Source organism: Polaribacter ponticola, from assembly GCF_026191475.2.
Taxonomy (GTDB): Bacteria; Bacteroidota; Bacteroidia; order Flavobacteriales; family Flavobacteriaceae; genus Polaribacter; species Polaribacter ponticola.
The window spans coordinates 606,014-618,895 of sequence record NZ_JAOSLC020000003.1 but is presented as its reverse complement, the minus strand read 5'-3'; the positions used below and the strand labels follow the sequence as shown (position 1 = coordinate 618,895).

The 12,882-nt window shown below is 29.5% G+C and carries 13 protein-coding genes; 3 read left to right on the top strand and 10 right to left on the bottom strand.

The genetic code is table 11. From position 1 onward, the window contains the following. The first annotated feature begins 6 nt into the window (after window positions 1–6). Together N5A56_RS07740 and N5A56_RS07735 are read left to right on the top strand one after the other, a co-directional pair. Complete coding sequence (locus N5A56_RS07740; RefSeq protein WP_265724941.1) at window positions 7–636, top strand: NUDIX hydrolase; 630 nt, start codon at window positions 7–9, stop codon at window positions 634–636. Between the two features lie 52 nt (window positions 637–688). Next, window positions 689–1,504, top strand: a complete 816-nt coding sequence (locus N5A56_RS07735) for a lysophospholipid acyltransferase family protein (protein ID WP_265724940.1) — start codon at window positions 689–691, stop codon at window positions 1,502–1,504. 98 nt (window positions 1,505–1,602) lie between these two features. Here the strand turns inward: N5A56_RS07735 and secA are convergent, their stop codons facing one another. From secA to fumC, 8 genes are all read right to left on the bottom strand, one after another. Continuing rightward, complete coding sequence (gene secA / locus N5A56_RS07730; RefSeq protein WP_265724939.1) at window positions 1,603–4,941, bottom strand: preprotein translocase subunit SecA; 3,339 nt, start codon at window positions 4,939–4,941, stop codon at window positions 1,603–1,605. Between the two features lie 145 nt (window positions 4,942–5,086). Continuing rightward, entirely contained in the window at window positions 5,087–5,308 is a 222-nt protein-coding gene (locus tag N5A56_RS07725) for a DUF2795 domain-containing protein (RefSeq protein WP_265724938.1), read from the bottom strand. Between the two features lie 171 nt (window positions 5,309–5,479). Then, window positions 5,480–6,052, bottom strand: a complete 573-nt coding sequence (locus N5A56_RS07720; protein WP_265724937.1) for a cob(I)yrinic acid a,c-diamide adenosyltransferase — start codon at window positions 6,050–6,052, stop codon at window positions 5,480–5,482. 284 nt (window positions 6,053–6,336) lie between these two features. Beyond that, window positions 6,337–6,804, bottom strand: coding sequence for a hypothetical protein (locus tag N5A56_RS07715; RefSeq protein WP_274270310.1), 468 nt, complete (start codon window positions 6,802–6,804; stop codon window positions 6,337–6,339). Then, entirely contained in the window at window positions 6,804–8,039 is a 1,236-nt protein-coding gene (gene hutI, locus N5A56_RS07710) for an imidazolonepropionase (RefSeq protein ID WP_265724935.1), read from the bottom strand. Before hutI ends, N5A56_RS07715 begins: the two co-directional genes overlap by 1 nt. A gap of 204 nt (window positions 8,040–8,243) precedes the next feature. Then, window positions 8,244–8,636: a hypothetical protein gene (locus tag N5A56_RS07705; RefSeq protein WP_274270309.1), complete on the bottom strand. Its 393-nt coding sequence runs from the start codon at window positions 8,634–8,636 to the stop codon at window positions 8,244–8,246. Window positions 8,637–8,793: 157 nt separating this feature from the next. After that, entirely contained in the window at window positions 8,794–9,267 is a 474-nt protein-coding gene (locus N5A56_RS07700; protein WP_265724933.1) for a nucleoside deaminase, read from the bottom strand. Between the two features lie 68 nt (window positions 9,268–9,335). After that, window positions 9,336–10,736 (bottom strand): class II fumarate hydratase, encoded by a 1,401-nt coding sequence (fumC, locus tag N5A56_RS07695; RefSeq protein WP_265724932.1) that lies wholly within the window; start codon window positions 10,734–10,736, stop codon window positions 9,336–9,338. A gap of 205 nt (window positions 10,737–10,941) precedes the next feature. Here fumC and N5A56_RS07690 point away from each other — a divergent pair, with 205 nt between their 5' ends. Continuing rightward, window positions 10,942–11,115, top strand: coding sequence for a hypothetical protein (locus N5A56_RS07690; protein WP_169835736.1), 174 nt, complete (start codon window positions 10,942–10,944; stop codon window positions 11,113–11,115). Between the two features lie 66 nt (window positions 11,116–11,181). Here N5A56_RS07690 and arsC read toward each other — a convergent pair whose 3' ends face one another. Together arsC and prfB are read right to left on the bottom strand one after the other, a co-directional pair. Next, entirely contained in the window at window positions 11,182–11,523 is a 342-nt protein-coding gene (gene arsC, locus N5A56_RS07685) for an arsenate reductase (glutaredoxin) (RefSeq protein ID WP_265724931.1), read from the bottom strand. A gap of 170 nt (window positions 11,524–11,693) precedes the next feature. Next, window positions 11,694–12,797 carry a peptide chain release factor 2 gene (gene prfB / locus N5A56_RS07680; RefSeq protein ID WP_265724930.1) on the bottom strand — a complete coding sequence of 368 codons (1,104 nt, stop codon included), beginning with the start codon at window positions 12,795–12,797 and terminating at the stop codon, window positions 11,694–11,696. Window positions 12,798–12,882 lie beyond the last annotated feature (85 nt).

Genomic DNA, 12,882 nt, shown 5'->3' with positions numbered 1-12,882 from the left:
TTCAAAATGAATTTTAAAGACTTTACTAATAAAATTGATTCTTTTAAGCTTGTTAAGCTTGGAGGCTTAGATGCTCAATTTAAAATGGCTCCTAAGCTTCGCTTAAAGTATGATCAAGATAAAATTCTAGCAAATAATCCAAGAAAAGCAGCTGTGTTAGCATTGTTTTATCCAAATAAAGATAAAGAAACTTGTTTTCTCTTAACCAAAAGAGCTAGTTATAAAGGAACACATTCTGCGCAAATTAGTTTTCCTGGAGGAAAAATTGAGAAATCTGATCTTAGTTTAAAAAATACAGCTCTAAGGGAAACAGAAGAAGAAGTAGGTGTTCTTTCTTCAACAGTAAATATTATTAGAGAATTAACAGACGTATATATTCCTCCTAGTAATTTTTTAGCAACTCCTTTTATTGGGTATGTAGATAAAAAACCAAAATTTAATTTAAACTATGAAGTTGATAAAACCATAGAAGTTTTGGTTAGTGAATTATTAAATGAAGACAATATTACATCAGTAAATTTAACTACTTCATATATGAAAAATATAGATGTACCTTGTTTTAAAATTGGTAATAATATAATTTGGGGAGCAACCGGAATGATGCTTTCAGAAATTAAAGAACTCATAAATAGTTAGTTCCTAATTTGTTTTGTAATTTTGTTTAGAAACCAAGTAAAATCAACTATAAATGCCTTTATTTAAAAGGAATCCTTTTGGCCATCATTTATTTTTAAAAAAGTGGATTATTCGAATTTTTGGAGTAATTTCTCACGGTAGATATAGAAAATTCAACAACCTTCAAATTGAAGGCTCACAAATATTAAGAGATTTACCAGATAGGAAAGTCTTGTTTATTTCTAACCATCAAACCTATTTTGCAGATGTAGCTGCTATGTTTCATGTTTTTAATGCTTCTTTGAGTGGGAGAGAGAATTCAATTAAAAATATCGGATATATCTGGCAACCTAAATTAAATTTTTATTTTGTTGCTGCTGGCGAAACTATGCGTTCTGGTTTTTTACCAAAATTATTTGCTTATGCAGGTTCTGTTTCTATTGATAGAACTTGGAGAAGTGCTGGTAAAGACGTAAAAAGACAAGTTAAAAATACTGATATTTCAAATATTGGTAAAGCAATTGATGATGGTTGGGTAGTTACATTTCCGCAAGGAACAACAACTCCTTTTAAACCTATTAGAAGAGGAACAGCTCATATAATTAAAACCTATAAGCCAATTGTTGTACCAATTGTTATAGATGGTTTTAGACGCTCTTTCGATAAAAAAGGATTAAATATTAAGAAGCGTAATGTTTTGCAATCTATGGTGATAAAAGAGCCGTTAGAAATAGATTATGAAAACGAAGAAATTGCAGATATTGTAACTAAGATTGAGTATGCCATTGAGCAACATCCATCTTTTTTAAAAGTTTTATCTGTAAAGGAAATAGAAGACTTAAAAGCAGAAGAGTCTGCTTTAAATAAGAAAAGGAAGTTCTGGAGTTAATATTTTATTAAAAATAATAGATATTAAAAAAACCGTTTAGAAAATTTCTAAACGGTTTTTTTATGATGTTAAAAATAGATGTTTAATTCGTGGTTGTATTAATTAACCAATACCCATTCTCCTTTTTCTATTAATGGAATAGCTTGTTTAAACTTTACTTCTTTTTCTTCACCGCTCATAACATTTTTAATAGTTACACGTTCGTTTCTGCCAATTTTTGGTTGATCTCTTACAATTGTTTCTACAGGCTCAGGTTTATCTTGGCGAGAATTTTGAATAGCTTGTTCAGTAGAGTTTTGCACATCTGCTTTACTAGTGTTTAAACGTTCTCTTTTTTGATTTCTAGCTTCAGAAATTTGATTTCTATCTTGTGCTGGTAATTCACCTTTAAACAAAAATGATAAAACTTCTTTGTTAATTTCGTCCACTGTTTTCTTAAATAATTCAAAAGCTTCAAACTTGTAAATTAATAAAGGATCTTTTTGCTCGTAAGATGCATTTTGTACAGATTGTTTTAACTCATCCATTTTACGTAAATGATCTTTCCAGTTTTCATCTATAATAGCTAAAGTAATATTCTTTTCGAAATCTGTAATTAAGCTTTTTCCATCGCTTTCATAAGCTTCTTTTAAGTTGGTAACAACTTGTAGTGATTTAATTCCGTCTGTAAAAGGTACTACAATTCTTTCATATCTATCACCTTCGTTCTCAAAAACATCTTTAATTACTGGAAAAGCTAAAACTGCATTTCTCTCAATTTTAGATTTGTAATGTTCTGTTACAATATCATATAATTTATCTGTTAATTCTTTTTCAGATAACTTATTAAACTCAGCTTCAGAAAAAGGAGAGGTCATTGAAGAAAACTTAATCAATTCAAATTCAAAGTTCTGAAAATCTTTAACAGCTTTATTACTGTTGATGATAGATTCACATGTATCATAAATCATATTTGCAATATCTACTTGCAAACGTTTTCCATCTAACGCATTACGTCTTCTTTTATATACAAACTCACGTTGAGAGTTCATAATATCATCATATTCTAATAAACGTTTACGAATACCAAAGTTATTTTCTTCTACTTTCTTTTGTGCTCTTTCAATAGATTTGGTAATCATAGAATGCTGAATTACTTCACCTTCTTTTAATCCCATTCTATCCATCATTTTGGCAATTCTGTCAGAACCAAATAAACGCATTAAGTTATCGTCTAAAGCTACATAAAACTGAGTTGATCCAACATCACCTTGTCTTCCTGCACGACCTCTTAACTGTCTATCAACACGTCTAGAATCGTGCCTTTCTGTACCAACAATTGCTAAACCGCCAGCTTCTTTTACTTCATCAGATAATTTAATATCGGTACCACGTCCTGCCATGTTAGTTGCAATAGTAACCACACCAGGTTTTCCAGCTTCAGCAACAACATCTGCTTCACGTTTGTGTAATTTTGCATTTAAAATATTATGTGGAATTTTACGCATTTGTAACATTCTACCTAATAGTTCAGATATTTCTACAGAAGTTGTACCAACTAAAACTGGTCTTTTTTGTTCAACTAATTTTACAACATCTTCTATAACTGCATTGTATTTTTCACGAGCAGTTTTATATACTAAATCTTCTTTATCATCTCTTTGAATAGGCTTATTTGTTGGTATTTCTACAACATCTAATTTGTATATTTCCCATAATTCACCTGCTTCTGTGATAGCTGTACCTGTCATACCAGACAATTTGCGATACATTCTAAAATAGTTTTGTAAAGTTACAGTTGCAAAAGTTTGAGTAGCATCTTCAATCTTTACATTTTCTTTTGCTTCTATAGCTTGATGCAATCCATCAGAGTAACGACGACCGTCCATAATACGTCCAGTCTGTTCATCAACAATCATTACTTTATTTTCCATAACAACATATTCAACATCTTTTTCAAAAACAGTAAATGCTTTTAAAAGTTGATTCATTGTATGTATACGTTCACTTTTTATGCTAAAATCTTTATATAATTCTTCTTTTTGTGAAGCTTTTTCTTCTGCAGATGCGTTAGAAACATCAATTTGACCAATTTTTACTCCAATATCTGGTAAAACAAAGAAACTGTCATTATCAGTTTTTTCTGATAAATGAGCAATACCTTTATCTGTTAAATCAATCTGATTGTTTTTTTCTTCAACAACAAACCATAAATCTTCATCAATTTCTGGCATCAACTTATTGTTGTCTGCCATATAAAAATTTTCAGTTTTTTGTAAAATTTGCTTATTACCTTCTTGCGATAAAAATTTAATTAAAGCTTTATTTTTAGGCAAACCTCTATAAACTCTTAATAATGAGAAACCACCGTCTTTAGTATTACCTTCAGAAATTAATTTTTTAGCTTCTGCTAAAACACTTACTAAATGTTGTTTTTGAAGAGCAACAATATCTGCCACTAAAGGTTTTAATTCTGTAAACTCGTGTCTGTCTCCTTGCGGTACTGGACCAGAGATAATTAAAGGTGTTCTAGCATCGTCAATTAAAACAGAATCTACTTCATCAATAATTGCGTAGTTTGGAGCTCTTTGTACTAAGTCGTCTTTAGAACTAGCCATATTATCACGTAAGTAATCGAAACCGAATTCGTTATTTGTACCGTAAGTAATATCTGCGTTATATGCCTTTCTTCTTTCGTCTGAGTTAGGTTGATGATAATCGATACAATCGGTAGAAAGACCATGAAATTCAAAAATAGGAGCCATCCACGCCTTATCACGTTTTGCTAAGTAATCATTTACTGTAACTACATGTACACCATTTCCTGTTAATGCATTTAAATAAACTGGTAAAGTAGAAACAAGTGTTTTCCCTTCACCGGTCATCATTTCTGCAATTTTACCTTGATGTAAAACAGAACCACCAATTAATTGAACATCATAATGAATCATGTCCCAAGTAACTGGTTTACCTGCTGCATCCCAAGAATTAGCCCAAAATGCTTTGTCGCCTTCTAAGGAAATATGCTCGTTTTCTCCAGATAATTCTCTATCAAAAGCAGTAGCAGTTACTTCAATCTCTTCATTTTCAACAAACCGTTTTGCAGTTTCCTTAATAACAGCAAATGCTTCTGGCATAATCTGCATTAAAGTATCTTCAGATATTTTATAGGCTTCATCTTTTAAAGAATCTATTTCTGTGTATATGTCTTCCTGTCTGTCAATATCAGCACTTTTAGCTTCAATTTCTAATGTAGATATTTTATCATTAAGTTCTTTAGTTGCAGCTTCAATTTTGCTTTTAAACTCAAGTGTTTTAGCTCTTAAGTCATCGTTAGAAAGGTTAGCAACGGCTGCTTTAAATTTTTTTACATCCTCAACAACAGGCTGTAAAATTTTCAAATCTTTTTGCTGTTTATCACCTACAAAAAGTTTAATTACAGAATTTAAAATACTCATGATATATATGATTTTATCAGCTAAAAAAAGCTGTATTATTTCGTTGTAAATCAGGTTTTTAAAAAACCTTAAAAAGTAGCTTTCTTGGTTATAAGAAAACAAAAAAAAGCCTCTTTAGAGACTTTTTATATTTTATTGTTATTATTTAGTATTCATCCTCATTCCAAAGATAATCATCTTCAGTTGGGTAATCTGGCCAAATTTCAACAATTGAGTCATACGAATCACCTTCATCTTCTATATCTTGTAGGTTTTCTACTACTTCTAAAGGAGCTCCAGTTCTAATAGCGTAATCTATTAACTCATCTTTGGTTGCTGGCCAAGGTGCATCTGCTAAATATGATGCTAATTCTAATGTCCAATACATTTCTTAATGTTTAATTTTGTGCAAAAATAATTTTTTTGCTGAATTATGCAAGTCTTTTTTAAGAAATTTATTGTGAAGGAAATTTTTAATTTCGTTATCAACTTAAAATCAGTTATTTAAATTGAATGTGGGAAATTTTAATTTCCTTCAAATCGATAAAAAAAGAACTTATTAATTTTTTGTAGGAATCCATTTGATTTCTGCTACTGATAAGTCTTTAGACAATTTTCGTGCCAATACAAAAAGGTAGTCAGAAAGTCGGTTTAAGTACTTTAAAATGTCGTCATTTATGTTTTCTTCATCGTTTAATTCCACAGATAAACGTTCTGCTCGTCTGCAGACACATCTAGCAATGTGACAGAATGACACAGCTTGATGACCACCTGGTAATATAAAATGAGTCATTTGAGGAAGTTCTGAATCCATTTTATCAATTTCATTTTCTAAAAACTGAATTGAATTTACCTCAACCTTAGGAATGTTTAATCTTTCTTTTCCATTCTTTAAAGTTTCTTTTTCTGGAGGAGTAGCTAGCATTGCTCCTAAAGTAAATAATTCGTTTTGAATTTTTAGAAGAGAAACTTTAATTTCTTCACTTATTTTTTGATCTTTAATTAAGCCAATATAAGAGTTTAATTCGTCTACAGTTCCATAACTATCTATACGCAAATTATATTTTTTTACTCTTGTCCCTCCAAATAAAGCAGTGGTTCCTTTATCTCCAGTTTTAGTATATATTTTCATTTTAATTTAGTTGCAAAGTTTGTGAAGTAACAAAGTTACAAAGTTTTTAAGTTGTAATTATATCCAAAATACTTTGTATAGAAATTTTATGAACATATAGAGAAAAAGTAGAAAACCTGGTATAAATAAAGATTCACTTAATAAATATTCTTTAATCTTTAAATTTGGGTTTTCCTTTTTTGATTTACTAATTACAATAATGACAAGTAAAAGATATATAAAGCAAAAGAATAAAGTTAAGTAATTAGTAGAAGTCATAATTTGGATAGCTATATTTTTAAGGATTAAACTCTAATATTAAAATGTTCTTTTACTTGCTCTTTTCTGAAGAAAATCAATCCAAAATAAAATAAATCGATAGTTACTGTTGCATCTTTGTTTTTAATAATTTCTTGCCATTTTAAATAAGCTTTTTTATCCTGATGAATGCCATGAAAAATAATAAATGAATTTGATTTAATGAAATTAAATTCATTTATATTATTGGTATATAGTGAGTTATTTTTGTTTTTTAAAATAGAGAAATCTAAATTTTCTTTATTAATATTGAAATAAGTAATTATTTTAGAAAGAATTTTTTGTTCTTTTTTTGATAGGTTTTTAAATTCAGAATTTATATTTAAAATGTTTGTTTCTGTTATTTTTTTATATAACCCTTTTGTTACAAAATCATAAACAAAAGGAGAATGAACTCCATGTTGATTTGTTGATTTTAATAAAAATTTTAAGTAAGATATAGCTATAAATAACATTAAATTTTATTTCCTTTTATATAAACTGAATCAATTAAATTAGAGCCGAAATTATAAGGAATAAATCCATAAGAAGGTATTTCTTTAGTGATTATAAAATTGGCTAATTTACCTTTGGTAATACTTCCAACATTGTCAGATAAGTTCATGGCATATGCACCATTTATGGTTGCAGCATTTATTGCTTCTTCTGGAGTCATTTTCATTTTTATACAGGCTGTTGCTACTACAAAATTCATGTTTCCTGATGGTGTAGAACCTGGATTGTAATCTGTTGCTAAAGCTAAAGGCAATCCATTATCAATTATTTTTCTAGCAGGTGTGTAAGGAATACTCAAGAAAAAAGAACAGGAGGGAAGTGCTACTGGCATTGTTTCAGCGTTTTTTAAACTTTCTACATCTGCATCAGTTAAAACTTCTAAATGATCTACAGACAATGCTTTGTGTTTGGTTGAAATTTCAATTCCTCCAATTGCATTAAACTGATTTACATGTACTTTAGGTATTAAATCGTGTTTTTTAGCAGCTGTTAGAATCTTATCTGTATCTGAAACTGAGAAATAGCCTTTTTCACAAAATACGTCTATAAAATCAGCTAAATTTTCTTCAGTAATTTTAGGTAACATTTCATCTATAATTAAATTAATGTAACCTTCTTTTTTATTTTTAAATTCAGAAGGAATTGCATGTGCTCCTAAAAAAGTTGCTTTGATAGGGATGTTGTAATTTTCTTTGAGCTTTTTAATTACTCTTAGCATTTTTAATTCAGCATCAACTGTCAATCCATAACCCGATTTTATTTCTACAGCACCTGTACCTAAAGCAATAACTTCTTCTAAACGTTTTGCAGATTGATTATATAAATCATCAAAAGAAGTAACTTGTAATTTCTTTGCAGAGTTTAAAATGCCACCTCCATTTTTGGCAATTTCTTCATAAGAAAGTCCATTAATTCTGTCTACAAATTCTTGCTCTCTATTGCCAGCAAAAACAATATGAGTATGAGAATCTACCCAGGTTGGAAGTATCATTTTACCAGAACAATTTATTTTTTTATCATAGTTGCATTCTAATAGATTGTCCATTTTTCCGTAATCAAAAAGTAATCCGTCTTTAACAATTAAAAAAGCATTTTTAATTGTTGGCAAAATACTCATTTCTTTACCAGATACTTTTTTTGTTTTAGCTTCTCTAATTTGAATTAATTCTTTTATGTTGATGAATAATGTTGTCATTTATTTTTTAAGGAAATTGTTGATGGTTTAAGTTGATTTTACTAATGTATTTTACATTTTTTGTTACGTTTTTTAAAGACCTAAATAAGTAATAAAAACACAGATATAAAATCCGTAAGAACTAGTAATTAAATATACAGAATGTTTGCTAACGTTTATCATAGGTAATTGAAGAATAATTCTACAATTACACTAAGCAAAATACTAAAGAAGGTTTCTAAATTGGATAAGCTGTTTTAATTTATATGTGTTTGTAAATGCTAACCATAGAGAAATTAGACCACAAATTGATAAAATTATAGTTCCATATAATGGTACTATGCTATTGAAAATCCCTATTTGATTAAAAAAGGGGTCTAGCAAAGCAGTAAAACCAAAAAGAGCTAAAGTAAAATTTGTCTTTTTATGTTTAATAAATAAGTAATAACTTGCAATTAATAACTCAACACTTATTGCTAAAGGACCAAATTGATTATAATATTCTCTTTTAAAATATGCTTCTAAACCTTTAGTAAATTCAATTTTCATTATAAAAGCAATACTTAGACTAATTCCTATAATTAAAAGGAATAATGCATTTGTCTTTCTTTTTTTCATGAGGTATTGCTTAATGTTAACCACCGTTAAAATGAATAAGTGACATTTTTAATGTTCTATATTCGTAGTTAGCGAATTTAACTAAAAATGAGCTTAGAAACAAACCAAACTTAACTGTATAAAAAAACCTAAACTTTCGTTTAGGTTTTATAGGAATTTAATATTCAATTTTATCTTGTTTCTCAGACCATTTGTTAAAAGGCTCTAAAGCAATTTCTCTTCCAACTTGCTCAAAAGGGATGCTTCTTTTTTCATAAGGAAGAGGAATTTCTTTGTAAATAAATTCATCGTCAAAACCAATATTAGCAGCATCTTGTTGGTTGCTTCCATAGAAAACTTTATCTGGTCTTGCCCAATAAATTGCACCTAAACACATTGGGCAAGGTTCGCAAGAGGTGTAAACAATACAGCCATCTAATTGAAAAGATTCTAAATTTTTACAAGCATCTCTAATTGCTGTAACTTCTGCATGTGCTGTAGGGTCATTAGTAGAAGTAACTTTATTGTTTCCACGTCCAACAATTTCTCCATCTTTAACAACAATACATCCAAAAGGACCACCTTCGTTATTACTCATTCCTTTTAAAGCAGCTTTTACAGCTTGACTCATAAATTCTTCGTGATTCGTCATTTTATTTCGTTTTTAGGGCTAAAAAAAGCTGTAAAATAAATTACAGCTTTTAAAATTTATTCTTTTAGTTATTTAAGTGCTCCAATCATTTCTTCTGGTTTTACCCATTCGTCATATTGTTCTGGAGTAACATATCCTAAACGTACAGCTTCAACTTTTAAAGTTGTACCGTTTTGGTGAGCAGTATTCGCAATTTCAGCCGCTTTGTAATATCCAATTTTGGTATTTAAAGCTGTAACTAGCATTAAAGAGTTATTTACTAATTCAGTAATTCTAGTTCTGTTAGGTTCTATGCCTGCAGCACAGTTTTCATCAAAAGAAACACAAGCATCTCCAATTAATTGAGCAGATTGTAAAACGTTAGCAGCCATCATTGGTTTAAAAACGTTTAATTCATAATGACCTTGCGTACCACCAACAGTAACAGCAACATCATTACCCATAACTTGTGCACAAACCATTGTCATCGCTTCTGCTTGTGTAGGGTTTACTTTACCAGGCATTATAGATGAACCTGGTTCGTTTGCAGGTATTATAAGTTCTCCAATACCAGATCTAGGTCCTGAAGCCATTAAACGAATATCGTTTGCAATTTTATTTAAAGAAACTGCAATTTGTTTTAATGCTCCGTGCGTTTCTACTAAAGCATCATGCGCCGCTAAAGCTTCAAATTTATTTTCTGCAGTTACAAAAGGTAATTCTGTAAACTCAGCAATATATTTTGCAACTAAAACATCATACCCTGCAGGAGTATTTAGACCTGTACCAACAGCAGTTCCTCCTAAAGCTAATTGAGATAAGTGCTCTAAAGTATTGTTTAATGCTTTTAAACCAAAGTTTAATTGAGCAACATAGCCAGAAAATTCTTGACCTAGTGTAAGTGGAGTAGCATCCATTAAATGTGTTCTACCAATTTTTACAACATCTTTAAATGCTTCAGATTTTGCTTTTAAAGTATCTCTTAACTGCGTAATACCAGGAATAGTATTTTCTACAATTTTCTTGTATGCAGCAATATGCATTCCTGTAGGAAAAGTATCATTAGATGATTGTGATTTATTTACATCATCATTTGGTTGAATGGTTTTGTCACCTTCACCAATAATATTACCTGCAATTTCGTGTGCTCTATTAGCAATTACTTCATTTACATTCATATTTGATTGCGTACCAGAACCAGTTTGCCAAATTACTAAAGGGAATTGATTATCGTGTTTACCTGCTAAAATTTCATCACAAACTTGTGCAATTAAATCTCTTTTTTCTTCAGTTAAAACACTTAACTCACAATTTGTGTATGCTGCTGCTTTTTTAAGATAAGCAAAACCGTAAACTACTTCTAAAGGCATAGAACCAGAAGGTCCTATTTTAAAGTTGTTTCTAGAGCGCTCAGTTTGAGCTCCCCAATATTTATCTGCAGGCACATTTACATTACCCATTGTATCTTTTTCAATTCTGTACTTTGTCATTTTAAATGTAATTTAAGAGAAGACAAATTTACAAAAAAGAAAGATGAATATTGTAGACTCTTTTTTATTTTATCTTGTAATTTAACAAAGTGAAAAATATTCTATTTATTATAAATCTTAAAAATTTTTAAATTTTGATGTTGATATTTGAAAATATATATTATTTTTGCATTTATAACCATTTTACTATTACAAATACATACAAATGTTAGATTTTTCAGAATTTTCAGGTTTAGTTTTATTCATGTTTATTTTTACAGCTGGATTTTGGTTGTTAATATTCCTATTAACATTTGTAGTGCCTTATTGGATTGGTGGTACAATTTGGGAAAACATGAAATTAAAAAGAGAAGCAAAAAAAGCTGCTGAAGGAAAGTAGTTTTTATATAATATTCAATAAAAAAACTCATTCATAATTTATGAATGAGTTTTTTTATCCGTTTATTTATATAATGTTTAAAATATTTTCTGTTGGTCTGCCGATAACTGCTTTGTTTCCATTTATTACAATTGGACGTTCAATTAATTTAGGATTATTAACCATTGCAGCAATAATTTCTGAATCGGAGAGTTCTTTTCCTTTAAATTCTTCTTTCCAAATTTTTTCTGTTTTACGTACTAATTGAATAGGAGTAATACCTAATAATTTAACAATCTCTGCCAATTCTTTTTCTGTAGGTATTTCTTCTAAATATTTTACAACCTCAAACTCTTTTCCAGAGTTTTCTAAAAGTTCTATTCCGCAGCGAGATTTACTGCATCTGTTATTGTGGTATATTTTTATCATTTTTATTTATGTTTCAAAGTTTCAAAGTTTCAAAGTTTCAAAGTTTCAAAGTTTCAAAGTTTCAAAGTCTCAAAGTTTTTTTAGTTTTGAATACTGAATACTGAATACTGAATACTGAATACTGAATACTGAATACTGAATACTGAATACTGAATACTAAATACTGAGTGCTAAATACTGCTAACTGATTTCTGTCCATTTAACATTAAATATGCTTTTAAAAAGGGATCTAAATCACCATTCATAACATTATCTACATTACCAGTTTCGTGTGCAGTTCTTACGTCTTTTACTAATTTATAAGGATGCATTACATAATTACGAATCTGACTTCCCCATTCAGTTTTTAGTTTTCCAGATTCAATTTCGTCTCTTGTAGCTTGTTGTTTTTTTAATTCAATTTCATACAATTGAGACTTTAGCATTTTCATTGCAGTTGCTCTATTATCGTGTTGAGAGCGAGAGTTAGAACACGAAATTTGAATTCCGGTTGGTTTGTGTGTTAACTGAACTTTAGTTTCTACTTTGTTTACATTTTGTCCACCAGCACCACTAGAACGTGCAGTTACAATCTCAACATCTGCCGAATTTATTTCTATTTCTATAGAGTCGTCTGCAACCGGAAAAACATAAACAGAACCAAAAGTTGTATGTCGTTTACCATTAGAATCGAAAGGTGAAATACGAACTAAACGATGCACACCATTTTCTCCTTTTAACCAACCAAAGGCATAATCACCCTCAATTTCTATTGTTATTGTTTTTAAACCAGCGACATCACCGGCTTGATAGTTTAATGTTTTAAGTTTAAAACCTTGTTTTTCTGCCCACATTGTGTACATTCTAGATAACATTTCTACCCAGTCGCAACTTTCTGTTCCGCCAGCGCCAGCATTTATTTGTATGGTTGCAGAAAGAGAATCTCCTTCTTCAGATAGCATGTTTCTAAATTCTAAATCTTCTAAAAAGGTGCTCGCTTTTTCGAACTGCTCTATTACTTCTGTTTCTTCAACTTCTCCTTCTTTATAAAAGTCATATAAAACAGTTACATCTTCGTTTAGAGAAATCGTTTTGTTGTAATCTTCTACCCATTTTTTCTTAAAACGTAATTCTTTCATTAGTATTTCTGCTGCTTTTGGATCGTTCCAAAAATCAGGATCTACTGTTTTCTCTTCTTCATTGGCTATTTCAATGAGTTTTTTATCAATCTCTAAATAAGATTTCAATTTCTCTATTCTTGTAGCAATATCTTTAAGTTGGTCTTGTGTAATCATAAGCTGTACAAAAATAAATGAAATTTTAAGAATACTTCTTTTTAAAGACGATAGTTATTTTATAGATTTATAGAAAATATATCAA

Bases quoted from the DNA above. Each gene is read 5' to 3' on its own strand.
- N5A56_RS07725 (WP_265724938.1), bottom strand. From the start codon at position 5,308: ATGTATTGGACATTAGAATTAGCATCATATTTAGCAGATGCACCTTGG.
- N5A56_RS07715 (WP_274270310.1), bottom strand. From the start codon at position 6,804: ATGTTATTTATAGCTATATCTTACTTAAAATTTTTATTAAAATCAACA.
- N5A56_RS07700 (WP_265724933.1), bottom strand. From the start codon at position 9,267: ATGACGAATCACGAAGAATTTATGAGTCAAGCTGTAAAAGCTGCTTTA.
- secA (WP_265724939.1), bottom strand. From the start codon at position 4,941: ATGAGTATTTTAAATTCTGTAATTAAACTTTTTGTAGGTGATAAACAG.
- N5A56_RS07720 (WP_265724937.1), bottom strand. From the start codon at position 6,052: ATGAAAATATATACTAAAACTGGAGATAAAGGAACCACTGCTTTATTT.
- N5A56_RS07740 (WP_265724941.1), top strand. From the start codon at position 7: ATGAATTTTAAAGACTTTACTAATAAAATTGATTCTTTTAAGCTTGTT.
- N5A56_RS07735 (WP_265724940.1), top strand. From the start codon at position 689: ATGCCTTTATTTAAAAGGAATCCTTTTGGCCATCATTTATTTTTAAAA.
- N5A56_RS07690 (WP_169835736.1), top strand. From the start codon at position 10,942: ATGTTAGATTTTTCAGAATTTTCAGGTTTAGTTTTATTCATGTTTATT.
- arsC (WP_265724931.1), bottom strand. From the start codon at position 11,523: ATGATAAAAATATACCACAATAACAGATGCAGTAAATCTCGCTGCGGA.
- N5A56_RS07705 (WP_274270309.1), bottom strand. From the start codon at position 8,636: ATGAAAAAAAGAAAGACAAATGCATTATTCCTTTTAATTATAGGAATT.
- hutI (WP_265724935.1), bottom strand. From the start codon at position 8,039: ATGACAACATTATTCATCAACATAAAAGAATTAATTCAAATTAGAGAA.
- prfB (WP_265724930.1), bottom strand. From the start codon at position 12,797: ATGATTACACAAGACCAACTTAAAGATATTGCTACAAGAATAGAGAAA.
- fumC (WP_265724932.1), bottom strand. From the start codon at position 10,736: ATGACAAAGTACAGAATTGAAAAAGATACAATGGGTAATGTAAATGTG.